Source organism: Streptomyces sp. NPDC056479 (assembly GCF_042795335.1).
Lineage (GTDB): Bacteria > Actinomycetota > Actinomycetes > Streptomycetales > Streptomycetaceae > Streptomyces.
The window spans coordinates 422,494-447,308 of record NZ_JBHTRZ010000010.1; the positions used below are offsets into that span (position 1 = coordinate 422,494).

General features: G+C 71.2%; 15 protein-coding genes and 1 pseudogene. 9 read left to right on the top strand and 7 right to left on the bottom strand.

Annotated elements, in window-relative coordinates; genetic code table 11:
• Positions 1-17: 17 nt before the first annotated feature.
• Positions 18-863, bottom strand: coding sequence for a putative hydro-lyase (locus ACFQ6S_RS35670; RefSeq protein WP_383419037.1), 846 nt, complete (start codon positions 861-863; stop codon positions 18-20).
• A gap of 29 nt (positions 864-892) precedes the next feature.
• Positions 893-2,185 carry an MFS transporter gene (locus ACFQ6S_RS35675; RefSeq protein ID WP_383418965.1) on the bottom strand — a complete coding sequence of 431 codons (1,293 nt, stop codon included), beginning with the start codon at positions 2,183-2,185 and terminating at the stop codon, positions 893-895.
• A gap of 129 nt (positions 2,186-2,314) precedes the next feature.
• Here ACFQ6S_RS35675 and ACFQ6S_RS35680 point away from each other — a divergent pair, with 129 nt between their 5' ends.
• The 4 genes from ACFQ6S_RS35680 to ACFQ6S_RS35695 all read left to right on the top strand — a co-directional run bounded on the left by ACFQ6S_RS35680 (position 2,315) and on the right by ACFQ6S_RS35695 (position 10,433).
• Entirely contained in the window at positions 2,315-3,019 is a 705-nt protein-coding gene (locus tag ACFQ6S_RS35680; protein ID WP_383418967.1) for a GntR family transcriptional regulator, read from the top strand.
• Positions 3,020-3,218: 199 nt separating this feature from the next.
• A complete protein-coding gene (locus ACFQ6S_RS35685) occupies positions 3,219-4,745 on the top strand; it encodes a hypothetical protein (protein WP_383418969.1) in 1,527 nt (508 codons plus the stop codon).
• Positions 4,746-4,839: 94 nt separating this feature from the next.
• The gene (locus ACFQ6S_RS35690) at positions 4,840-5,721 is read left to right on the top strand and encodes a hypothetical protein (protein ID WP_383418971.1); all 882 of its coding nucleotides are present in this window, start codon (positions 4,840-4,842) and stop codon (positions 5,719-5,721) included.
• Positions 5,722-5,777: 56 nt separating this feature from the next.
• Complete coding sequence (locus ACFQ6S_RS35695; protein WP_383418973.1) at positions 5,778-10,433, top strand: hypothetical protein; 4,656 nt, start codon at positions 5,778-5,780, stop codon at positions 10,431-10,433.
• Between the two features lie 44 nt (positions 10,434-10,477).
• On the opposite strand, the gene ACFQ6S_RS35700 is transcribed toward ACFQ6S_RS35695, so the two are convergent.
• The 3 genes and pseudogenes from ACFQ6S_RS35700 to ACFQ6S_RS35710 form a co-directional block, all read right to left on the bottom strand.
• Positions 10,478-12,049, bottom strand: coding sequence for an APC family permease (locus ACFQ6S_RS35700; RefSeq protein ID WP_383418975.1), 1,572 nt, complete (start codon positions 12,047-12,049; stop codon positions 10,478-10,480).
• 96 nt (positions 12,050-12,145) lie between these two features.
• Positions 12,146-13,308 (bottom strand): annotated as a pseudogene (gene solA / locus ACFQ6S_RS35705) (N-methyl-L-tryptophan oxidase).
• A 138-nt stretch (positions 13,309-13,446) separates the two neighbouring features.
• On the bottom strand, positions 13,447-14,031 hold the full coding sequence (locus ACFQ6S_RS35710) for a hypothetical protein (protein ID WP_383418977.1): 585 nt from the start codon (positions 14,029-14,031) through the stop codon (positions 13,447-13,449).
• A gap of 422 nt (positions 14,032-14,453) precedes the next feature.
• Here ACFQ6S_RS35710 and ACFQ6S_RS35715 point away from each other — a divergent pair, with 422 nt between their 5' ends.
• The 5 genes from ACFQ6S_RS35715 to ACFQ6S_RS35735 are packed head-to-tail and all read left to right on the top strand — an operon-like array spanning position 14,454 to position 22,397.
• Positions 14,454-17,297 (top strand): nitrate- and nitrite sensing domain-containing protein, encoded by a 2,844-nt coding sequence (locus ACFQ6S_RS35715; RefSeq protein ID WP_383418979.1) that lies wholly within the window; start codon positions 14,454-14,456, stop codon positions 17,295-17,297.
• Positions 17,294-17,731, top strand: coding sequence for a roadblock/LC7 domain-containing protein (locus tag ACFQ6S_RS35720; RefSeq protein ID WP_383418981.1), 438 nt, complete (start codon positions 17,294-17,296; stop codon positions 17,729-17,731). The genes ACFQ6S_RS35715 and ACFQ6S_RS35720 overlap by 4 nt, the downstream gene beginning before the upstream one ends.
• A 9-nt stretch (positions 17,732-17,740) precedes the next feature.
• A complete protein-coding gene (locus ACFQ6S_RS35725; RefSeq protein ID WP_383418983.1) occupies positions 17,741-18,136 on the top strand; it encodes a DUF742 domain-containing protein in 396 nt (131 codons plus the stop codon).
• A 24-nt stretch (positions 18,137-18,160) separates the two neighbouring features.
• Positions 18,161-21,811, top strand: a complete 3,651-nt coding sequence (locus tag ACFQ6S_RS35730) for a hydantoinase B/oxoprolinase family protein (RefSeq protein ID WP_383418985.1) — start codon at positions 18,161-18,163, stop codon at positions 21,809-21,811.
• A complete protein-coding gene (locus tag ACFQ6S_RS35735; protein WP_383418987.1) occupies positions 21,792-22,397 on the top strand; it encodes an ATP/GTP-binding protein in 606 nt (201 codons plus the stop codon). Before ACFQ6S_RS35730 ends, ACFQ6S_RS35735 begins: the two co-directional genes overlap by 20 nt.
• A gap of 116 nt (positions 22,398-22,513) precedes the next feature.
• On the opposite strand, the gene glpK is transcribed toward ACFQ6S_RS35735, so the two are convergent.
• Both glpK and ACFQ6S_RS35745 read right to left on the bottom strand, forming a co-directional pair.
• Positions 22,514-24,025: a glycerol kinase GlpK gene (gene glpK, locus ACFQ6S_RS35740; protein WP_383418989.1), complete on the bottom strand. Its 1,512-nt coding sequence runs from the start codon at positions 24,023-24,025 to the stop codon at positions 22,514-22,516.
• 22 nt (positions 24,026-24,047) lie between these two features.
• On the bottom strand, positions 24,048-24,773 hold the full coding sequence (locus ACFQ6S_RS35745; RefSeq protein ID WP_383418991.1) for an MIP/aquaporin family protein: 726 nt from the start codon (positions 24,771-24,773) through the stop codon (positions 24,048-24,050).
• Between the last annotated feature and the right edge of the window lie 42 nt (positions 24,774-24,815).

Sequence of the window (24,815 nt, forward strand, 5' to 3'; positions counted from 1 at the left end):
CGGTCGGCTGACCGTGGTCAGGCGACGATGCGGTACTGCTCGTCGCGGGCGTCGGTCAGGAACATCTGGCCCGGTGCGTGGGTGATGGCGAACGGCGGGCGCGAGGCCATCACCGCGGCCTGCGGCGTCACTCCGCAGGCCCAGAACAACGGGATGTCGTCCGGCTCGGCGTCCACCGGATCGCCGAAGTCCGGGCGGCCGAGGTCGGCGATGCCGAGCGCCGCCGGATCGCCGCAGTGCACCGGGCCGCCGTGCACCGCCGGGAGCAGACCGGTCTCCCGCAGCGCCGCCGCCAGGTGCTGTGGCGGCACCGGGCGCATCGACACCACCATCGGGCCGTGCAGCCGCCCCGCCGGACGGCACTGGCGGCCGGTCACGTACATCGGGACGTTGCGGCCCTGCTCGACGTGCCGGATCGGCACGCCCGCCTCGGCCAGCGCCCACTCGAAGGTGAAGCTGCACCCGATCAGGAACGACACCAGATCGCCCCGCCAGTGGGCGCGCACGTCCGTCGGCTCGTCCACCAACTCGCCGTCGTGCCACACCCGGTAGCGCGGCAGGTCCGTGCGCAGGTCGGCGCCCTCGGCCAGTGGCGTCGTCCAGGAACCGGCGTCCGTGACGTCCAGGACCGGGCAGGGCTTGGGATTGCGCTGGCAGAACAGCAGCATCTCGTACGCCCAGTCGGCGGGCACCGAGATCAGGTTGACCTGGGTGTGGCCCGCCGCGACCCCGGCCGTGGGGCCCGTGAGGCCGTCCCGGAAGCGGGCGCGGGCCGTTTCCGGGCTCCACGCGTGCGCGTGCTCGTCGACGAGGGTGAGGGCGCGGTCCTGTGTCGGGAGGGTGACGGGGCGGTCTTCCGTCACGAGGGTCAGCGGTCGGTGTCCCGTGCGGTTCACGCCAGCTCCTTCCCGCGCGTCTCCGGCAGTCCGAACAGGGCCAGCGCCGCGATGCCGTAGCCGATCGCGCCGAAGACCAGCGCGCCACCCACGCCCCAGCTGTCCGCCAGGAAGCCGACCGTCGTCGGGAAGACGGCACCCACCGCGCGGCCGGTGTTGTACGTGAAGCCCTGTCCCGTGCCGCGCACCGCCGTCGGGTACAGCTCGCTCAGGTAGGACCCGAAGCCGCTGAAGATCGCCGACATGCAGAAGCCGAGCGGGAAACCCAGCACCAGCAGCAGGGTGTTGGCGCCGCTCGGGATGTTCGCGTACGCCAGGATGCAGACCGCCGACAGCAGCGCGAACAGCCAGATGTTGCGCTGGCGGCCCAGCCGGTCGGTGAGGTAACCGCCGGTCAGATAGCCGAGGAAGGCGCCCGAGATCAGGAACGTCAGATAGCCGCCGGTTCCGACGACCGACAGGTCGCGCTCGGTCTTGAGATAGGTCGGCACCCAGGTGGCGAGCGTGTAGTAGCCGCCTTGGACGCCGGTGGAGAGCAGGCCCGCGAAGATCGTCGTCCGCAGCAGGCCGGGCTTGAAGATCGCCGCGAAGTTGCCCTTCTCGGTGCTCCGTTCACGCACGGCCACGGCCTCGGGGGCGTCGTGCACCCGGCGCCGCATCCAGATGACGAGCAGCGCCGGCAGTGCGCCGGTCCAGAACATCACGCGCCAGGCCAGGTCGTCGTCGGCGAGCGAGAAGACCACCGTGTACATGATCGCGGCTAGGGCCCAGCCGACGGCCCATGAGCTCTGGATCGCGCCGAGCGTGCGGCCGCGGTGCTTGGCGCTGGCGTACTCGGCGACGAGGATCGCGCCGACCGCCCACTCGCCGCCGAAGCCGAGGCCCTGGAGGGCCCGGAAGACCAGCAGCGTCTCGTAGTTGGGCGCGAAGCCGCAGGCGACGGTGAAGACCGCGTAGGTGACCACGGTGATCATCAGGGCCTTGACCCGGCCTATCCGGTCGGCCAGCACTCCGGCGACGGCGCCGCCGATCGCGGAGACGACGAGCGTGACGGTGGTGAAGAGACCGGTCTGGCCGCTGTCGAGGCCGAAGTACGCGGCCAGCGCGACCATGCTCAGCGGCAGGGTGAAGTAGTCGTACGAATCCAGGGCATAGCCGCCGAAAGCGCCCGCGAAGGCGCGCCGGCCGCGCGGACCGAGGGCGCGCAGCCAGGCGAACGCGCCGTCGTCGTCGGCGCGTTCCTCGGTGGCGGGGTGGGTCAGGGCCTGCGGTGGAGGGGTCGTGCTCATGGGCACCTCGCAGAGAGGGGACGGGGGTGCGGAACTGAGCTGAACGGTGAGCAGTAAGGTAGAGGATCGTTGAACGATCCTTCAATACCCGTGTTGTTTCGTTCTCGTGTCTGCGGTTGAATTCCGGGCATGGCAGAGCAGCTGGGCGGACTGGCCGACGACCGTGCCCTCCTGGGGCGCACGAGCACGGCGGAGCGGGTCTCGGACATCCTCAGAAGCCGGATCGCCGAGGGCTTCTTCCCGCCCGGCACCCGGCTCTCGGAGGACAGCATCGGAGGGGCGCTCGGTGTGTCCCGCAACACACTTCGCGAGGCGTTCCGGCTGCTCACCCATGAACGACTGCTCGTCCACGAACTGAACCGAGGCGTGTTCGTACGGGTCCTGACGGTGGAGGACGTCGAGGACATCTACCGCACCCGACGCCTCGTCGAGTGCGCCGTCGTACGGGGCCTCGGCGAACCGCCGTACCCCCTGGAGGGGCCCGCCGAAGCCGTCGCCGAGGGGCAGCGCGCGGTGCGCGAAGGTGACTGGAAAGGGCTGGGTACCGCCAACATCCACTTCCACCGGGAGCTGGTGGCGCTCGCGGGCAGCGAACGCACCGGTGAACTGATGCGCAGCGTCTTCGCCGAGCTCCGGCTCGCCTTCCACGTCGTCGACGATCCGCACCGGCTGCACGAGCCCTATCTCGCCCGCAACCAGCAGATCCTCCGGGCGCTGGAGGCGGGCGACAAGGACGAGGCCGAGAAACTGCTCGCCGTCTATCTCGACGATTCGCTGGAGCGGGTGGTCGAGGTGTACCGGCGGCGGGTGGGGGAGGGCGAAGCTCTCCAGTAGCTGCGCGGGGCACGCGGTTCGGGGATCGGGGGGTGCACGCGGTTCGCGGGGCCGGGTGCGGGTTCGGTCCACCCTCGTGGGGATGTGGTCGGCCCCCGCCGGTCCGCGGGCGATATGCGGCTGTTGTCGCCCGGCGCGCCGCCGGAGGCGATCCGCGTCGTTTGGATCGTTGTCAGACCCAGGACCTAGTCTGTGCACCGTGACTTCGCCTGCATCGACGGACCGTGTTCCGCCCCAGCTCGGCGCGGGACCGCGCCCGGCTCCGGGCCCGGCCGCCGACGAGGGGCTGGCGCGGCGGCTGCGCGCGCTCGCCTGCACCGCGCCGCTGCACGACCTCGACACACGCAAGGCCAACCTCGCGGGCGAGTACTCCGTGTACGGCATGGCGGAGGTGGCACTCGCCGCCATCGACCTGGTCACACTGAACATGGACTTCGACACGGGCGCCGACCACGACCAGATAGTCGCCCGCCTCATCCCGCGCATCGCCGCCCAGGCCCCGCGGCGCCCGGTCGCCGAGCACGAGCGGGTGGCCCGCTGGGTCCTGGAGAACCTGATCAATGTCGGCAGCGTGGACCGCGGCTTCCGGGCCGTGTACGGCACCTTCGCGCCGGACGGCAGCTATGTCCGCCGTGACTACGACTTCAAGCTCATCGAGGAGGTCCCCGGGCCGGGCGGCACGGTGTACCTGCGGACGACCGACGAGGCGGTCAACGTCCTCGTCGGCGCTCTCGACACCGATGTGACCAGCGCCCAGATCGCCGCCGAGGTCAAGCTCGAGGTGCTGATCAACCGCGGCCGGCTCGCCGACGCCCAGCTGGCCGCCGAGCAGGCCAGGTACCGCACCGTGCAGTACTCCGAGACGCTCCGCCGGGCCCTGGACGCGACCCGGCGCAACGTCCGGGCGGTCGACTGGCTGAGCGCCGTACCGGACATGATCGCCGAGGCGCTCGACCACGTCGCCGACCGATACCGGCACGAGAACGCGATCCTCACCAACATCCGCAAGGCACGCGACGAGACCGAGGACCCGGAGCACAAGCGCCGCGCGGCCGAGCTGGTCGACATCGTCAAGGACTGCATCCGACGGCACACACAGCTGCAGTCGCGCTTGCTGGAGGCCGGACCGCTCTTCCGCGCCGAGCAGGACCGCCAGGCCTTCGCGACGCCGATGACCACGTCGGGGATCGACCTGTACGGCCATCTCGTCGCCCCCGTCCTGCCGTTGCCCCTGGAGCACGCGGTACGGGTCACGGACGCCTTCTTCGCGCGCGGGACGGGACTGCGTACGCCGGTGTCGGTCCGGGTGGGCGATCTCGTCGACATACTGCTGACACCGCCCGCGGAGCGCGAGCACCTGGGCGCCGAGATGCCCGAGCCCGACCTCATCGCGACACCGGACGACAGCCGGTTCAGCGAGGAGCAGCTGGCCGCGGCGATGGTCCTGCTCGATCTGCCGGCCGACGCGCCGCGTCGGCTGTCGGGCCTGTTGGCCGAGGCACGGCGGCGGGATCCCGATCTGCCCTACCTGGTCGCGCTGTTGGCCGTTCACGCGGCCAGTCCGCCGGTGGGCACGGCCTATCGGCAGGGCGAGGGGAAGCTGCTGTTCGCCGTGGACGACGGGACCGAGCTGGATGATCCCGAGTTCGGCGGCGCCGACCTCATCGTCGGCACGGCCCTGCTGGACGCCGCTGGGATGGCGGCCGACAGAACGGAAGCCGCATGACCCGCGCCGAGCACCGTATGGACCGGCAACACCGCACCGGGAACCAGCAGCACCGCACCGGGAACCAGCAACACCGCACCAAGGAGCCGAAACCGTGACCGAGGACGTCGATCGGAGCGACCCGGAGGCCCCCGCCCCATCGGCGACCGCCACCGTCACCCCCGCCGACGCCGCCGACGCTGCGCGGCTCGTCGCCTTCGGGCTGCAGCCGAAGTTGCAGCCCGCGCGCGACCAGGAGTACACCGATCTGCTGCGCCGCCACCGCGAGGACCCGCCCTTCGCTCGGCTCGCCGACGCCGTGGCCGCCGGGCTCGGACTGGTCGTGCTGGAGGTGTCCCCGCGCGCGGGGATGGCGGTGACGGCCGCCGAGGACTCGGTGTTCGCGGTGCGCATGGGCGACTACACGCGCCGGACGTCGGCCGACGGCAGCGACCGGTTCCTGCACGGGCTGGCCCATCTCGCCGTCGCCGCCATGGCGTTCCCGCGGCCCGAGGACCTCGCCGACGACGGCTACATCGGTCGGGTCACCGTCAATGGCGTCGACGCCTTCGTCCGACAGGCCTGCCGCCGGCTGGAGGAGCGGGCGGATGAGCAGGGGGAGAACACCGACCCCGCCACGGACGCGCCCGGCCTGGAGGCCGCCTGGCGGATCTGGGTGAGACGCAGCGCGACCGGCGCCACCAAGGACGCGCGCCGGCCGGCCGGCTCCACCACCGGCATCGTCGGCAAGGCCGCGGCCTTCCTGACCGACTCCGGGTTCCTGCAGCGGACGGGCGACGACAACGGCGGCACGTATCGGACGACCGCCCGCTATCAGCTCCAGGTGCGCGACATGGCCGGCAGCGCCGCCATGGCCGAGCTGCTGGAGCTGGGCGTGGTCCCGGTCACCGACGGCTCGCCCACCCTGCTGCCCGCCGAGGAGACGGACGATCTGGAGCTGGTGGCCGACGCCGGGCTGCCGTTCCACTCCGCCTGAAGCCGACGCGCCTTCCCGAACTTCCCCGACCTGCCGAAGACTTACGAGAGTCCGCCATGTACGAGCTGTCCCGGGTCCGCCTCTACTCCATCGGACCCGCCGGTGCGCGCTACGCCGACACCGTGCTTGATCTGCGCGGTGTGGGCCAACCCGTGCCCGACCCCGCGCCCACGCAGGCGGAGTTCTTCGAGGAGGAGCCCGTCGGGCCGCCGTGCCGGCCCGCGCCCGCCGGGGTGCTCTTCCTGGAGAACGGCGGCGGCAAGTCTGTCCTGCTCAAGCTGATCTTCTCCGTGATGCTGCCGGGCCACCGCAACACCCTCGGCGGCGCCAGTTCCGGCGTGCTGCGGAAGTTCCTGCTCGCGGACGACTGCGGGCATGTCGCGCTGGAGTGGCAGCACACGCTCACCGGCGAGTGCGTCGTGGTCGGCAAGGTGAGCGAATGGCGTGGGCGCCAGGTCTCCAACGACCCGCGCAAGTTCGCCGAGGCCTGGTACTCCTTCCGCCCGGGACCCGGCCTGAGTCTGGACAACCTGCCGGTCGCCGAGTCCACCGCCGTACGACCGTCCGCCGAGGGCCAGTCGGGCGCACAGGGCCGCCGTCGCACCATGAAGGGCTTTCGGGACGCCATCACCGAGGCGGGCAAGGCGTATCCGCATCTGGAGGTCCACTGGGAGGAGATCCACGACCGCTGGATCGAGCACCTCGGCGACCTCGGCCTCGATCCCGAACTCTTCCGCTACCAGCGGGAGATGAACGCCGACGAGGGCGAGGCGGCCGGCCTCTTCGCGGTCAAGAAGGACGCCGACTTCACCGACCTGCTGCTGCGGGCCGTGACCGACACACGCGACACCGACGGCCTCGCCGACCTGGTCGGCGGCTTCGGCAACAAGCTGGGCCGGCGGGCCGAGCTGATCGCCGAGCGGGACTTCACCGCCGGCTCCGTCGACCTGCTGGGGCGGATCGTCGAGGCCGCCGAGACACGCTCACGCGCGCGTGACATCCACGCCGGCGCCGAGCGGCGCACCAGGACCCTGGCCCGGCGGCTGTCCGCACGAGGCGCCCAGGAGCGGGTGCGGGCCGCCGACCTCGCCCAGCGGGTCACCGCCGCCGCATACGCCGTCACCCATGCCGAGGCGGCCCGGGAGCGCAGCGCGCTGATCGCCGCCGAACTGGCCTTCCGGCACGCCTCGCTGGCCCTCGCGGCGGCCGAGAAGTCGGCGGCCGCGCAGAAGCGTGAGCTGGCCGACGCGCGCACCCTGCACTCCGCCTGGCAGGCCGCGGAGGCGGTTCTGCGGCACCGTGCCGCCTCCGACCGCGTCGCCCGCGTGGCCGCCGCCATCCAGGAGGCCGAGCGGGACGCGGCCCCCGCGCTGGCCGCCCGAGCCAAGGCCGCCGTCGATCTCGTACGGGCCCTGCACGCGGCCGCCGAGAGCGCCGAGACCCTCGCCAACGAGGGGGAGGAGCGCTCCGCCGCGCTGCAGGAGGTCAGCGAGTCCGCTCACCGGGACTCCACCGCCGCCGCCACCGACGCGCAGCGCGCCCGCAGCGAGGTCGGGCATCTGCGGCAGCGGTTGACCGAGGTCGAGCAGGAGACCGCCGAGGCCGTCCGCGCGGGCTGGCTCGACGACAGCGCGCCCGACGCCGACCCGGCCCGCGCGGCCCTCGCCGCGAGCGACGCCGAGAAGACGGCCGTCGCCGCCTGGGACATCGCCCGCGAGGCCTCCCGGCGCGCCTCGGAGCACGCGCGTGAGGCGGCGTCGACCGAGTCCCGCGCGGAGCTGACCGCGGCCCGCGCGGCGGACGCGGCGACCGGCGCGGAGCGCGCCCACGACGCCGAGCACCGGCTCGCCGAGGGGCTGGCGGTGGAGGAGCGGCTCGCGGAACTGCTCAGCCTGACCGGCGAGTCCGTCGTGAAGCGCGGGTCCGTGCCCGCTCCGCGAGCGGGCGACGATGGCAGGGCGAGCGTGCCCGCGCCCGACGCCGCCCTCGTCGAGGGTGCTCTCACCCCCGAGGAGCTGGACCGCTTCGCCGACGAGCTGCGTGAGCTGCTCGACGACGCCGTCTCCGCTGCCGAGCGCCAGCTCTTCGAACTGCGTACGGCAGCCGCCGACGACGCCCGGATCCTGGGCGCGCTGGGCGACGGCGGCCTGCTGCCGCCCGGCCCGGACGTGCTGGCCACCGTGGAGTTCCTCGGCGAACAGGGCATCCCCGCGCTGCCGGGCTGGCGCTACCTCGCCCAGGCCGTCGATCCCGCCGACCATGCGCGTGTGCTGGCCGCCCGGCCCGAACTGGTCGACGGCGTGATCATCACCGATCCCGCCACACACGCGCGTGCCCGCGAGGTGCTGGGCGACGCGGCCCTGCTGCCCCGCTCGGCCGTCGCGGTGGGTACCGCGGCGGCCCTGCTCGCCCCGACCCCGGCCGCCGACGAGCCGAGCGGTGACGTCTTCCTCGTACCGCCGAACCCCGCCATGCACGACGAGCACGCCGCCGACGAGGAACGGCAGGCGCTGCGCGCGCGGGCGACCGAGCGGGACGAGGAGATCCGCACTCTCGCCGCGCGGCTCGGCAAGGACCGGGAGCTGGCGGCGCGGCTCGCCTCGTGGCGGACCGGCTGCCCGGCCGGACACCTGGTCGAGCTGGCGCAGGCGGCCAGGGACACGCGTGCCTTCGCCGAGGAGTCCGAGGCCGAGCTCGGCGAGGCACGGACCGTGCGGGCCGAGGCCGACGAAGCCGCCGCCGAGGCCGCACAGGTCCGCGACGAGCGGCAGGAGGCGGCACAGCGGGCACGGCGCTCCGCCGACGCCCTGGCCGGACTGGCCTTCCGCCTGCGCGAACGGGCCGGCTGGCAGGTCAAGCTACGCGAACTCGCCGACGAGGCCACCGAGTCCGAGGCCCGCGCCCAGACCTGCCTGGAGCGCGCCCGCGCCGCCGACGAGGACCGCCGCGCCGCCCAGCGCGCCGGCGACGACGCGCGCCGCACCGCCCGCGCCCTGCGCGCCGAGCGCTCGGAGATCGCGGGCGCCCCCGACGACGTACCGGACACGGACGCGGAAGCCCCGAAGGTGTCCCTGCCCGCGCTGCGCGAGGCATATCGGGCCGCCTCCCAGCTTTATGAGAAGGTCGGCGTCGGTGCCGACCTGCGCGCCGAGCAGGCCCGCGCGGAGAGCGACGAGAGCGCGGCGCGCGCGGAGCTGGACCGGCTCAGCAACAAGGTCCGCACCCGGGCCGAACAGCTCCTGCAGTCGCCCGACGGCTCCGACGGGCCCTCCCGGCAGGCGGCCGCCGCGCGTGCGGAGGAGCTGGTCCAGCTCCTGGAGACCCGGATGTCCAGCGCGAGCGAGCAGCTCGGGCGCCTGCGGGGAGAGGCCGAGCGGCACGCCCCCGAGGACGGTGAGGCGCACACCGAGCTGTCCGAGGAACTCCGGCCGCGCGACGCCGACCACGCGCAGGCGCTGCTGCGCACCGCGACCGCCGAACTCGCCTCCCGCACCGAGGCGTTGACCCAGGCCCGCGAGGCACACGGCGAACTCCTCGAAGCCCACCGCGCGGCCGAGGACGCGGCCGGCGGCTTCGACGAGATCGCCGCGATGCTGCGTGACCTGCTGCGGGAGCACACCGCGGACGAGGAGAAGGAGGCGCCCGAACCCTACCCGGGCAGCCCGGAGGAGGCCCGGCAGTCCGCGGCCGAGGCCCGCCGGTCGCTGCGTGGCTGCGCCGCCGACCTCTCCGCCGCCGAGGCCGCCGTACGCGAGGCGAGCGACGTGCTCGTACGGCACGCCAACTCCACGCGCTACGAGCAGGTCCGCACCCCCGCCCGCCAGCAGATCCGCGAACTGCCGGCCGCCGCGCTGCCCGAGCACGCGCAGAAGTGGGCCGACGCCTTCGCGCCCCGACTGCGGGTCCTCACCGACGAGTTGGCGCAGCTGGAACGCAACCGCGACTCGATCGTGGACCGGCTCCGGGGTCTGGTCGAGTCGGCGCTGGCGACCCTGCGGTCCGCCCAGCGACTGTCCCGGCTGCCCGAGGGGCTCGGCGAGTGGTCCGGGCAGGAGTTCCTGCGCATCCGCTTCGAGGAGCCCGACCAGGCGACCTTGACCGAGCGTCTCGGCGAGGTCATCGACGAGGCGACCAGGGCGGCCGTGAAGAAGAACTCCGACCTGCGGCGCGACGGTATGTCGTTGCTGCTGAGGGGAGTTGCGGCCGCCCTTCAGCCCAAGGGCATCGCCGTCGAGATCCTCAAGCCGGACGCGGTGCTGCGCGCCGAGCGCGTGCCCGTCGGGCAGATGGGCGACGTGTTCTCCGGCGGTCAGCTGCTCACGGCGGCCATCGCGCTGTACTGCACGATGGCCGCGCTCAGGTCGAACGACCGGGGCCGCGACAAGCACCGGCACGCGGGCACCCTCTTCCTCGACAACCCCATCGGCCGTGCCAACGCGACCTATCTGCTGGAGCTGCAGCGCGCGGTGTCGGACGCGCTGGGAGTCCAGCTCCTCTACACCACCGGCCTGTTCGACACCACCGCGCTGGCGGAGTTCCCGCTGGTCATCCGCCTGCGTAACGACGCCGACCTCAGGGCCGGACTGAAGTACATCAGCGTCGAGGAGCACCTCCGCCCGGGGCTGCCGCAACAGCCCCAGGCGGGGGAAGCGGTGCACAGCGAGATCACCGCGACCCGGATGTTCAGACGCCCCGCGCCCGAAGCGCCCTGAGGTGCGGTGCGGGGACGGCGTGATCAGCCAGGGTGCGGCCGGCTTCAGTCGGCCGCCGGCTTGGTGAGGGACGGGGTGCCGGAGGTGGCCGAGGAGTCCAGGCTGTGCTCGGCGAGGACTCCCGTCCGGTGCCGCTGGACGAACCAGTAGTAGGCGAAACCGCCGCCCGCGATGACGGCGACGAACAGCACCGCACCCCAGCGCAGGTACCAGTGGTACGGGGCCGCAGCGTTGTAGACCGCGGCACGCGGCCAGATCAGGTTGATCGTCATGCCCGCGCCCCACACCACGGCGACGATGTTGACCAGCAGCCCCCAGCGCCCCAGCGAGAACCTTCCCTCGCCCGCGGGCTGCCACCTGCCGCGCAGCCGCGCCACCAGCATGGGCGCCGTCACCCCCAGGTAGGCCAGGTAGATCATGATGATGCCGATGCTCGTGACGACGGTGAAGATCTGTGGCTGACGGATGTTGACCACCAGGATGGACAGCGCCAGGATTCCGATGATCACGGTCGGCAGCACCGGTGTCTGGAAGCGCGGGCTGACCCGCGCCAGCTGTGAGGACGCCGGCAGGTTGTTGTCCCGGGCCATCGCGAACGCCAGCCGGATGGCCGCGGTGTGGACCGCCAGCGCGCACACCGTGACGGCGATCAGCACACACCACAGCATCGCCTTGCCGGCCGTGGGACCGAGCACGTCGAGCACGACGTACTGAAGGCCGTCCGTGGACAGCTTCTCGCCCTTCAGGCTGGAGACGCTCATCAGCGCGAGCAGCAGGATCAGGCCGCCGAGCACGAAGGAGGCCACGATGGCGCGGATGATGGCGCGTGGTGCGTTGCGGGACGGGTCCAGGCACTCCTCACCGAGGGAGGAGGCGGTGTCGAAGCCGTACATGACGTACGCGGACGCCAGCGACGCCACGAGGAACGCGCCCAGGTATCCGGTGCCGTAGTCCGCGCCGGTGCCGTTCGTCTCCAGGACGACCTGCGGGCCGCGTGTGATGTGGACGGCGAACAGGACGATCAGTACGACGGTGGCGATCAGCTCGATGAACACGCCCGCCGTGTTGATCCTCGCCATCAGCTTCACGCCGAAGGCGTTCACCAGCGTGGTGAACAGGATCAGTACCGCGGCCAGGACGACCGCGTTGGTCGCCACGTCGTACTTGCCGGTGCCGTCCCCCACGAACTGGAACGCCGACGAGATCTGAGGGAGCGTCAGCTGATAGGCCAGTGCCACGGCCGAGATGGACACGATGGACGCGACCAGCATCATCCAGCCGGCGAGCCAGCCCAGATGCGGGTTGCCTATCTTCTTTGACCAGTTGTAGACCGAGCCCGCCACGGGGTAGCGGGCGGCGAGCTCCGCGAAGCAGAGGGCGACCATGAACTGGCCGACGAAGACCATCGGCCACGACCACCAGTAGGCGGGGCCACCGCTGCCGTAGCCGAAGTAGAACAGCTGGAACGTGCCGGTCAGGATCGAGATGTAACTGATCCCCGCGGCGAAGGTGTGGAAGTTGCCCAGGGTGCGCTTGAGTTCGGGCTTGTAGCCGAACTCCGCGAGTTCGGCGTCGTCATGACTGTGCGGGCTTGCTGGTTGCTCCGTGGTCGGCATGAGCGGACTCCTCGTGGGCCGGCGGAGGGGAGGGAGTGGCTCGGAAGGGTGAGTGGATCAATGAGGCGGGACGGTGTCAGTGCGGCAGGACACCTGTCAATGCGGCGCGTCAGTGCCCGTGAACCGATCCGGGGCGAACAGATCGATGGGGTGCTGGGTGCCGCCGGTCAGGGCGAGGTCGGCGAGGATCTCGCCGACGACGGGCACGAACTTGAATCCGTGCCCGGAGAACCCGCAGGCCACGGTGACCGACTCCGGGTGCGCCGGGTGGCGTGCGACGACGAAGTGCTCATCGGGCGTATTGGAGAACATGCAGGTCGCGGCCTTGAGAAGCCTGCCGGGCAGGTCCGGGACGCAGCCGGAGATGTGGTCCGCCATGGCCTGGATCTCGTCATCGTGGACGGTCCGGTCGATCGTCCCCGGAGTCGTGACCTGTCCCTTGTGGAAGAAGGCGACCTTGGCGCCGAGATCCGGTCCGTCGATGGCAGGGAAGCCGTACACCTGGACGCCGGCCGCGTCCTCCCAGATGTAGATGGGGTGATGCGCGGGGACGAACGGATCCGTGCCGTGTTTCGGCTGGAACCAGTACATGACCTGCCGTTCGATGCTGAACGTCACCCCGATGTCGGTCAGCAGCTGCGGCGCCCAGGCGCCCGGGCAGATCACCAACTGGCCGGCGGTGTAGGTGTTCTCGGCCGTGTGGACGCGTACGCCGTCCCGGTATGGCTCCCAGTGCGTCATCGGCTCGTCGAAGTGCAGGTCGGCGCCCTGCCGGGGGGGCCAGTTGGAGATGCGCGGCGACGGTGTTCTCCGGCCGCAGAAGGCCGGCCTTTCGCTCGAACAGCGCCACCTCGTCGTCCTTCGGCGTGAGCGTCGGGAAGCGGCGGCGGATCTCCTTCGCGTCCAGCATCTCGTGCGGCAGGTCCCACTCCTGCGCCGACCGCAGCGAGCCGTCGACGGTGAGCGAGTCGGGCGGGCCGACCATCACGCCGCCACAGAGGACGGCGATGTCCCGACCGCCGGCCCGCTCCAGCTCCTCGTACAGCTCATAGGCGCGCAGCAGCAGCGGAACGTACGCCGCACCCTCGAAGTACGACTGCCGGGTGATCCGCGAACCGCCATGGCTGGAGCCGCGGTCGTGCACGGGGCCCGAACTTCTCCAAGCCCAGCACGCGCGCGCCGCGCGCCGACAGATGGTGGGCGGCGGCGCTGCCCATGCCGCCGAGACCGATGACGATCACGTCGTAGGTGGCGGACACGGGCGTCTCCTGTCTGCGGACGAGAGTCGCCTCAGTGCCGACCCGCGGTCGAGGAGCGGACTCTTCGCGGTCCGGCATTCCGCTCCACGACGGCTCGGCCGACCGGGTATCCCGCGCCCGGCCGCCTCTCAACCACGCTCAGGGGTGCGACAACTGTCCGGCCCCGCCCCGCTGACGTATCCGCTCCTGGGCGCGCTCCGTCTCCCGACCCTGCTGTCGCGCCCGGCGCCGCTCGCGACGCAAGGCCCGCGCCGTGCTGCTCGGTGCCGAGACCACGCCGTTGCGCTGGTTCCACACCTGGCGGGTCACCCAGACGTCCACGGCGCCCCACGTGGCCACCACGGTGCTCACCACACTGCTGATCACCATCGGGAACGCCAGCCACGATCCCGCCAGGGTGCACAGGAAGGCCACCATCGCCTGTATCAGCGTCACCGCGATGATCAGCACGGCTCGCACCGCCGACCTCCGCACCGGATCGGGCATCCGGCGCCGCCGGGCCGGCTCCTCCACCCACAGCTGCCGATAGCCCGACCAGCCCTCGGTCACCCCGTCGTCCGCATCCGCCGTCACCACGCTCGCGCCCTCCGGAATCTCCCGGCTCCCCGTCCGGGGGCGTGCGCCCGCCGGAATGTCGCGATCCAGTGCCTCCGGGCCACGCCGCACCCTCACATGCGCCACAGCGCCGTCCTCGGGCGTCTCACGCCGCTCCGCCGTGCCCATCACCGTGTCACTCCCCACCGCCAGCAGACCGCTTGCCCGTGTCCGAAGACCCGGCTCCCCAGCGGTTGCCCGGCTTGCGCTGTTTTACGCCCGCCAGAGGCTGGATGCGGCTCCTGTGGCCCATTCCGCCCCCAATTCCCATACAGAAGGACGAACGACGCGTCCCGAAGATTCCCAGGAAAGATAAAATTCCGGCCAACTGGCCGGGGAGACCGGCCGGTTCCCTCCGCCGGGGGGTCCCGCGATCGCGGTAGGCAATCTCCCGCAATGCCCGGACAACTCCCCATGTCTCGCCGCCGGTGCGGAAGTTCAGGTTCCGGACGGCTCTTCGAGTTAACTGTGCGTCGGTAGTAGGCTCGCGCCGACTGTTGACGCACAGGTGTGCCCCCTGACCGGTGGGGGGGTTTGAGCTGGGGGAGGCCATGCGCTTTCGCGGGAAGTCGATCCGCCGGAAGATGGTGGCGCTGCTTCTCGTGCCGCTGGTGTCCCTGACTGCGATCTGGGGTTTCACCACGGTACTCACGGGGCGAGGTGTGGCCCAGCTCTTCACGGTGTCATCCCTCGTCGAGAAGCTCGGCTATTCCACCGAGGACGCCGTGCGCGTTCTCCAGCAGGAACGCCGTCAGGCGCTCGTCTATCTCGCCGATCGCCGGGCGTCGGACGCGCAGACCGCGCTGCGCGTCACTCGCAACGCCACGGACGTGGCCGTCGCCGAGATCCGCAAGAACGCCAAGGACCCCGATGTCCGCGACGCGATGGACGAGGGTGACGCGGAACGCCTCACCGCCGTCCTGGATGCCTTCGACGGCATCAACTCCCTGCGCCGCAGCATCGAGGACGGGACGGTCACCCGCTCCCAGGCCCTCTATCTCTACAACCGGCTCGTCGACCCCTGCTACGCGCTGCTGGGAGCCATCGACGGCATCGACAGCGTCGCGATGGACAAACAGGCCCGCGCCCTGCTCAACGTCACCCGCGCCCGCGAACTGCTCTCGCGCGAGGACGCGCTGCTCAGTTCCGCCCTCGTGGTCGGCAAGCTCACCCGCGAGGAGACCCGTGACGTCTCCGACCTCGTGGCCCAGCGCACCGTGATGTACGACATCAGCCTGACGGATCTGCCCTCGTCCGACCGCGAGCGCTATGAGCGGTTCTGGAAGAACGCCTCCACGGCCCCGCTGCGCGTGGCCGAACAGGCGGTCATCTTCGCCCAGCCCGGCAGGCCCAGCACGGTCGACGCCAAGAGCTGGGACACCGCCGCCGGCAGCGTCCTCGAAGAGCTCAGCAAGCTCAACGACGAGGCGGGCACCCGCTATCAGGAACGCGTCCAGCCCGTCGCGATGGGCGTCATCATCAAGGCGGCCATCGCCGGCGTCCTCGGCCTTCTCGCCCTGCTGTTCTCGCTGGTCCTGTCCGTGCGCATCGGCCGCAGCCTCATCCGCGATCTGCGGCAACTGCGCCTGGAGGCCCACGAGGCGTCCGGCGTCCGGCTGCCCAGCGTGATGCGCCGCCTGTCGGCGGGCGAACAGGTCGACGTGGAGACCGAGGTTCCGCGGCTGGAGTTCGACAAGAACGAGATCGGCGAGGTCGGCCAAGCCCTCAACACCCTCCAGCGCGCCGCCGTCGAGGCCGCCGTCAAGCAGGCCGAACTGCGCGCCGGCGTCTCCGAGGTGTTCGTCAACCTCGCCCGCCGCAGCCAGGTCCTCCTGCACAAGCAGCTCACCCTCCTCGACACCATGGAACGCCGGACCGAGGACACCGACGAACTCGCCGACCTGTTCCGCCTGGACCACCTGACGACCCGTATGCGCCGCCACGCCGAGGGCTTGGTGATCCTCTCCGGGGCGTCCCCCTCCCGGCAGTGGCGCAAGCCCGTCCAGCTCATGGACGTCGTCCGCGCCGCGGTCGCCGAGGTCGAGGACTACGAGCGCATCGAGGTGCGCCGCCTGCCCCGCGTCGCCGTCACCGGCCCGGCCGTCGCCGACCTCACCCACCTCGTCGCCGAACTCCTGGAGAACGCCACGGTGTTCTCCCCGCCGCACACCGCCGTCCAGGTCCTGGGCGAGCGGGTCGCCAACGGCTTCACCCTGGAGATCCACGACCGCGGCCTCGGTATGGCGGCCGACGTCCTGCTGGACGCCAACCTCCGGCTCGCCGAGACGCCGGAGTTCGAACTGTCCGACACCGACCGGCTCGGCCTGTTCGTGGTCAGCCGGCTCGCCCAGCGGCAGAACGTCCGTGTCTCGCTCCAGCCGTCGCCGTACGGCGGCACCACCGCCGTCGTCTTCATCCCCGACGCGCTGCTCACCGACGACGTGCCGGACACCAACGGCATCGGGTTCCGTCTCGACCGGCCCACGCCCTCGAAGGAGGCCGAACTGGAGGAGTCGCGCCGGGCCGCCCTGACCCAGGTGCCCGCCCGCTTGCCCGGCCTGCCCGCCGCGCTGCTGGACGGCCCGGTCGAGCTGGAGGCCCCGGTCGACCTCGACGCCCTCGGCGACTTCCCCGACGGCCTCGACGACGAGGACGGCGAGCGCGGAGGGCTCTTCCGCCCGCGTCGTGCCCTCTCCCACCCGGAGGCCGAGGTGACAGGTCCGCTCGGCGAACAGCACCCCCTCTCCGGCACCCCTGACGGGCCGGACCGGACCGACGACGTGAGCGCCCCGGTGCCGCTGCCCCGCCGCGGTGCACCCAAGCTGGTCAGCTCGCACGGACGTCCGGTCACCGAGCAGCGCTCCCGGCGGGGGAAGGCGGACCCGGAGCCTCCCGCGGTCCCCAGCCGTCCGGAGCCGAACGGCCTCGCTCCGCTGCCGACCCGCCGCCGCGCAACCGGACCCCGAGCGGAGGTGACCGGCGGGCCGGACCGCATCGACGACCGCACCGAGCCCTCGTCCTCCGCCGGACGCGACCGCGGTGAACCGTCGGAGCCGCTGGCTCTCCCCAAGCGCACACGCCGCCCAGCGATCGCGTCGAGCAGCGCCGACGACTCCGTGCCGACCCCGCCCACCCCGCCGCGGCAGCCCGGTTCCGGTGCGGGACCGCTGCCCCGACGGGTACGGCAGGCCAACCTGGCGCCCCAGCTCAAGCAGGGCCCCGCACAGCGCGCCGACGACAAGTCGGAGCTCGAGGAGCGGGACGCGGACGAGGTACGCAGCCGAATGGCCTCACTCCAGCGCGGCTGGCAGCGTGGCCGCCGGGAGAACGCCGCGGACGACGACGCCCACAGCGGCACAGCACCACAAGGAACGACTAAGGGGGACGGTCGATGACCGCACCGAAGGCGACCGGCCACACCGCGACCAATCAGTCCGGGGAGCTCAACTGGCTCCTCGAAGACCTGGTGGACCGCGTCGCCAGCATCCGTAAGGCCCTCGTGCTCTCCGGCGACGGCCTGCCGACGGGTGTGTCCAAGGACCTGACCCGCGAGGACAGCGAGCACCTGGCAGCCGTCGCGTCCGGGTTCCACAGCCTCGCCAAGGGCGTCGGCCGTCACTTCGAGGCGGGTAACGTCCGGCAGACGGTCGTCGAGCTCGACGACGCCTTCCTGTTCGTGACGGCCGCCGGTGACGGCAGCTGCCTCGCGGTGCTCTCGGATGCCGACTCCGACGTCGGCCAGGTCGCCTACGAGATGACGCTGCTGGTCAAGCGGGTCGGCGTACATCTGGGCACCGCTCCGCGCACCGATCTGCCCTCGGGCGGGTAGTGGGATGGCATGAGCGCTGACGGTCAGGGAAGAAGCCACTGGTTCGACGACGAGGCCGGGCCGGTCGTCCGTCCGTACGCCATGACGCGCGGGCGCACCAGCAGTGCGGCCCAGCACCGCCTCGACCTGATCGCGGTGGTCGTCGCGGAACCGCACGCGGACGATCCGGACGCCGACTCGACACTGTCCCCGGAACACGTGGACATCGTCGAGCTGTGCCGTGACGAGCCGCAGTCCGTCGCCGAGCTCTCCGCCGAGCTCGATCTGCCCATCGGAGTCGTACGGGTTCTCGTCGGGGATCTCGTGGACGGGGAATTCGTCCATGTGAACCGGCCCGTACCACCGGCCGAGCTGGTCGACGAGAGTATTCTGCGCGACGTGATCAGCGGCCTGCGGGCGCTGTGAGCGGCGCGGAAGCGGGGTAGAGACGTGACAGGCTGGCAGTTCTGGGTCGACCGTGGCGGCACCTTCACGGACATCGTCGCGCGACGCCCGGACGGCCGCCTGCTGACCCACAAACTCCTGTCGGAGAACCCGGCCCGCTACTCCGACGCGGCCGTCGCGGGCGTACGCGAGCTGCTGGACGGTTCCCGGGATCCCATCGAGGCCGTCCGCATGGGCACGACGGTCGCGACGAACGCCCTCCTCGAGCGCAAGGGCGAGCGGACCCTGCTGGTCGTCACCCGAGGCTTCCGCGACGCCCTGCGCATCGCCTACCAGAACCGCCCGCACATCTTCGCCCGCCGCATCGAACTGCCCGAGCTGCTGTACGAACGGGTCGTCGAGGTCGACGAACGCATCGCCGCCGACGGCGCCGTCCTGCGCACCCCCGACCTGGACGCCCTCACCGGCCCCCTCCAGGAGGCCTACGACGACGGGATCCGCGCCCTCGCCGTGGTCTGCCTGCACAGCCACCTCCACCCGGCCCACGAACAGGCCGTCGGAGAGCTCGCCGCCCGCATCGGCTTCCCGCAGATCTCGCTGTCCAGCGAGGTCAGCCCGCTGATGAAGCTCGTCCCGCGCGGGGACACCGCCGTCGTCGACGCCTACCTCTCGCCCGTGCTGCGCCGCTACGTCCGGCACGTCGCCGACCAGCTCGAAGGCGTGCGGCTGATGTTCATGCAGTCCAACGGCGGTCTCGCCGAAGCCGGGCAGTTCCGCGGCAAGGACGCCATTCTCTCCGGCCCCGCCGGCGGGATCGTAGGCATGGCGCGGATGTCGCAGCTCGCCGGGTTCGACCGTGTCATCGGCTTTGACATGGGCGGCACGTCCACCGATGTCTCGCACTTCGCGGGCGAGTACGAGCGCGTCTTCACCACGCAGATCGCCGGCGTCCGGCTGCGCGCCCCCATGCTGGACATCCACACCGTCGCGGCCGGCGGCGGCTCGGTCCTCCACTTCGACGGGTCCCGCTACCGCGTAGGGCCGGACTCGGCGGGTGCGGATCCGGGGCCGGCCTGCTACCGGGGCGGTGGCCCGCTGGCCGTGACCGACGCCAACGTCATGCTCGGCCGGATCCAACCCGCCCACTTCCCCAAGGTGTTCGGCCCCGAGGGCGACCAGCCCCTCGACGACGCCCTCGTCCGTGAGCGATTCGGCGCCCTCGCGCGCGATATCCGCGAGCAGACCGGCGACGACCGCACCCCCGAGCAGGTCGCCGAGGGCTTCCTGCAGATCGCGGTCGCCAACATCGCCAACGCCGTGAAGCGGATCTCCGTTCAGAAGGGCCATGACGTCACCCGCTACGCGCTCACCACCTTCGGGGGTGCGGGCGGGCAGCACGCGTGCATGGTCGCCGACTCGCTCGGCATCCGTACCGTCCTGGTACCGCCCATGGCCGGCGTGCTCTCCGCTCTCGGCATCGGCCTCGCCGACACGACGGCCATGCGGGAACAGTCCGTCGAGGCCCCCCTGGAGGCGGCCTCGATGCCGGGCGTCCTCAAGACGGCGGACGACCTCGAATCGGCCGCCCGCAACGAACTCCTCGACGAGGACGTGCCCGAGGACCGCATCAAGGTCACCCGACGCACCCAACTGCGCTACGACGGCACCGACACCACCCTCACCGTCGAACTCACCGAACCCGACACGATGCGGCAGGCCTTCGAAGAACGTCATCGCGCCACGTACTCCTTCACCCTCGACCGCCCGATCGTCGTCGAAGCCCTCTCCGTCGAAGCCACCGGCATCACCGAACCCCCCGATCTCTCCGCTCTCGCCCCTTACGAGGCCGCCCCTGAAGGCAGCCGGGCCACCCCGCAGTCGGTCCGCCTCCACACAGGCGGCACCTGGCGCGACGTACCCCTCCACCGCCGTGAGTCCCTCCCTCCCGGCGAAACCGTCACCGGCCCGGCGATCATCACCGAGGCCAGCGCGACGACCGTCGTCGACGACGGCTGGCGGGCCGCGATGTCCGACGACGGGCATCTGGTCATGGAACGCGCGGCGATTACGGAGAGTTCCGAACTCGACACGGAAGCCGACCCGGTTCGTCTCGAGGTCTTCAACAACCTCTTCATGTCCATCGCCGAACAGATGGGCGCCCGCCTCGAATCCACGGCCCAGTCCGTCAACATCAAGGAACGCCTGGACTTCTCCTGCGCCCTCTTCGACCCCGACGGAAACCTGGTGGCCAACGCCCCGCACATCCCCGTCCACCTGGGCTCGATGGGCACGAGCGTCAAGGAGGTCATCCGGCGCCGCGGCTCCCGGATGCGCCCCGGCGACACCTACGCCGTCAACGACCCGTACCACGGCGGCACCCATCTGCCCGACGTCACCGTGATCACCCCGGTCTTCGACACGGATCACACGGCGAACACGGAGGGTGAGCCGAGGATCCTCTTCTACGTCGCCTCCCGCGGCCACCACGCCGAGATCGGCGGCATCGCGCCCGGTTCCATGCCCGCGAACAGCCGCACCATCGACGAGGAGGGAATCCTCTTCGACAACTGGCTGCTCGCCGAGAACGGCCGCTTCCGCGAGGACGAGACGCTCCGCCTGCTCACCGAGGCGCCCTACCCGTCCCGCAACCCGAAGACCAACCTCGCCGATCTGCGCGCCCAGATCGCCGCCAACCAGAAGGGCGTCGACGAAGTCGCCCGCATGATCGAGAACTTCGGCCTCGACGTGGTCCAGGCGTACATGAGGCACGTCCAGGACAACGCCGAGGAAGCGGTGCGCCGCGTCATCGACGCCCTGGACGACGGCGAGTACGCCTACGAGGCCGACTCCGGCGCCGTCATCCGGGCCCGCGTACGCGTGGACCGCGCGAACCGCTCCGCCACCGTCGACTTCACCGGCACGTCCCCGCAGTTGACCACCAACTTCAACGCCCCCTTCTCGGTCGTCAACGCGGCGGTCCTGTACGTCTTCCGCACCCTGGTCGCCGACGACATCCCGCTCAACGACGGCTGTCTGCGCCCCCTGGAGATCGTCGTGCCGACCGGCTCCATGCTCGCTCCAACCCCCCCGGCAGCGGTCGTCGCCGGCAACGTCGAGACCTCGCAGGCGATCACCGGCGCCCTCTACGCCGCACTGGGCGTCCAGGCCGAGGGCTCCGGCACGATGAACAACGTCACCTTCGGCAACGAGCGCCACCAGTACTACGAGACCGTGGCCTCAGGATCCGGCGCGGGCGACGGCTTCCCCGGCGCACCCGTCGTCCAGACCCACATGACCAACTCACGGCTCACCGACCCCGAAGTGCTGGAATGGCGACTGCCCGTACAGCTCGACGAGTTCGCCGTGCGGCCGGGCAGCGGCGGCGCCGGACAGTGGCGCGGAGGGGACGGGGCCGTGCGCCGCATCAGGTTCCACGAGCCCATGACCGTCTCCACGCTGTCCCAGCACCGCCGGGTCCCGCCGTACGGCATGGCGGGCGGCGAGCCCGGCGCGCCGGGGGCCAACCGCGTCGAACGCGCGGACGGCACGGTCACCGCACTCGGCGGAAGCGACTCGGCGGACGTCGGACCCGGCGACGTACTCGTCATCGAAACCCCCGGCGGCGGAGGCTACGGCCCACCGTCGCCCGACCCCCATCAAGCAGGAGAAGAGATCGATGATCTTCGGGCGTTCTGAGCGCGGGAAGCCTCCGGTCGAGCCCGTCACGCTCAAGATCCTGGTGGCCGGCGGCTTCGGCGTGGGCAAGACCACCCTGGTGGGCGCGGTCAGCGAGATCAGGCCGTTGCGCACCGAGGAACTGCTCACGGAGGCCGGACGTCCGGTCGACGACACGAGCGGCGTCGAGGGCAAGCGCACCACCACCGTGGCCATGGACTTCGGCCGGATCACCCTGCGCGAGGACCTGGTGCTGTACCTCTTCGGCACCCCCGGCCAGGAGCGGTTCTGGTTCATGTGGGACGAGTTGTCGGAAGGCGCGCTCGGCGCCGTCGTCCTCGCCGACACGCGCCGCCTCGAGGACTGCTTCGCGGCCGTCGACTATTTCGAACGGCGCTCCATACCCTTCCTCATCGGCGTCAACTGCTTCGAGGGAGCCGACCGGTACCCGGCGGAGGACATCCGCCAGGCCCTCGACCTCGACGAAGGCGTACCGCTGCTGCTGTGTGACGCCCGCGACCGGGAGTCCGTCAAGGAGACACTCATCGGAGTCGTCCAGCACGCCATGGCGTATCAGACGGACCGCCGGCAGACCGTGACGTCCTGAAGTCCGGGTACGGGCACGGCCCGTACCCCCGCCGACCGGGGTACGGGCCGTGGCTCACCGGCACGCGCGCGTGAGGCACGCTCGCGTGGACCGTTCTCGGGCTTCAGCCGTCCGAATCAGCTCTCGCCGTCCTCCTCCCAGCCGAAGCTCTTCTCCACGGCCTTGCGCCAGTTGTGGTACTCGCGGTCCCGCACCTCGGCGCTCATGGCCGGCGTCCACTCGGCGTCCTTCGCCCAGTGCGCCTTGAGTTCGTCCAGGTCGTTCCACACGCCCGTGGCCAGCCCTGCGGCGTACGCGGCGCCCAGACAGGTCGTCTCGGAGACCTTCGGCCGGATCACCGGCACGCCGAGCACATCCGCCTGGTGCTGCATGAGCAGGTTGTTCTTCGTCATACCTCCGTCGACCTTCAGGCTCGTGAGCTGGACGCCGGAGTCCTGGAACATGGCGTCCACGACCTCACGCGTCTGCCAGCTCGTCGCCTCCAGCACCGCCCGCGCGAGGTGCCCCTTGGTGACGTATCGCGTCAGGCCGGTGACGACACCACGCGCGTCGGAGCGCCAGTACGGCGCGAAGAGGCCGGAGAAGGCGGGCACGATGTAAGCGCCGCCGTTGTCCTCGACGCTCTCCGCCAGCGTCTCGATCTCGTCGGCGGTACGGATGATGCCGAGCTGGTCACGGAACCACTGGACCAGAGCGCCCGTGATGGCTATGGCGCCCTCCAGGCAGTACACCGGTGCCTCGTTGCCGATCTTGTAGCCCATCGTCGTCAGCAGCCCGCTCTTCGACGGCACCGGCCGGTTGCCCGTGTTGAGCAGCAGGAAGCTGCCCGTGCCGTAGGTGTTCTTCGCATCACCCACGTCGTAGCAGGCCTGCCCGAACACGGCCGCCTGCTGGTCGCCCAGGGCCGACGCCACCGGCACACCGGCCAGCTGTCCGACGGCGGTCCCGTACACCTCGGAGGAGGACCTGATCTCCGGCAGCATGGCCTCGGGGACGTTCATGGCGGACAGGATCGAGGAGTCCCACTGGAGGGTCTCCAGGTTCATCAGCATGGTGCGCCCGGCGTTCGTCACATCGGTGACGTGGTGCCCGCCGTCCGTGCCGCCGGTGAGGTTCCAGATCAGCCAGGAGTCGATGGTGCCGAAGGCGATCTCGCCGCCCTCGGCGCGGGCCCTGAGGCCGGGCACGTTGTCCAGCAGCCAGGCCGCCTTGGGGCCGGAGAAGTAGCTGGCCAGCGGCAGTCCGGTCTGCTCACGGAAACGATCTTGTCCGTCCGAGCCGCCGAGCTGGTTGCACAGTGCCGCGGTACGCGTGTCCTGCCACACGATCGCGTTGTGCACCGGCTTGCCCGTCGCGCGGTCCCACAGGACCGTCGTCTCGCGCTGGTTGGTGATGCCGAGCGCGCTGAGCTGATCGGCGCGCAGCCCGGCCTTCGCTATCGCCCCGGCGACCACCGCCTGCACCTTGGACCAGATCTCGGTGGCGTCGTGCTCCACCCAGCCGGGTTTGGGGAAGATCTGGCGGTGCTCGCGCTGGTCGACGGCGACGATCGCGCCGTCCTGGTTGAACACGATGCAGCGGCTCGAGGTCGTGCCCTGGTCGATTGCGGCGACGAACTTGTCGGTCATGGCGTCCCCTTCGTCGGATCGTTCAGAACGCTGCGTTGAAGATGACCCCGGACAGCACGCCGCCGATCAGCGGTCCCACCACCGGGATCCACGCGTAACCCCAGTCCGAGGTGCCCTTGTTGGGAATCGGGAGAAAGGCGTGGACGATGCGGGGGCCCAGGTCACGGGCCGGGTTGATGGCGTACCCGGTGGGACCGCCGAGCGACAGTCCGATGCCGACCACCAGGAACGAGACGATCAGGATGGCGGTGCCCGATACGCCGAGCCCCTTCGTCAGGCCGAACGCAAGGATCGGCAGCACCAGCGCGATGGTCGCGATGATCTCCGTGATGAGGTTGGCCACCGTATTGCGGATCGCGGGCGCGGTGGAGAAGATCCCGAGGGTCGGCTGAGCGATCTTCTCGTCGGCGTTGGCCTGGAACTGCGCGAAGTAGACCAGCCAGCACAGCACGGCTCCGAGTATCGCGCCGACCATCTGGCCCGCGATGTAGATGTGGACCTTGTCCCAGTTCCCGGTGTCCATGGCGATCCCGATGGTCACCGCCGGGTTGAGCTGCCCGCCGGACAGCGGCGCCGCGGTGTACGCCCCGGCCATCACGCCGAAGCCCCAGCCGAAGGCGATGACGACCCAGCCAGCGTCCTTGGCCTTCGAATAGTTCAGTACAACGGCGGCGACCACTCCGGCCCCGAAGAGGATCAGGATCGCCGTGCCGATGACCTCACCGAGGAAGATGTCTCCATTGCTCATGGCTGCTCCTAGGCCCTGGCCGGGACGATCGGCCCCGGTTTC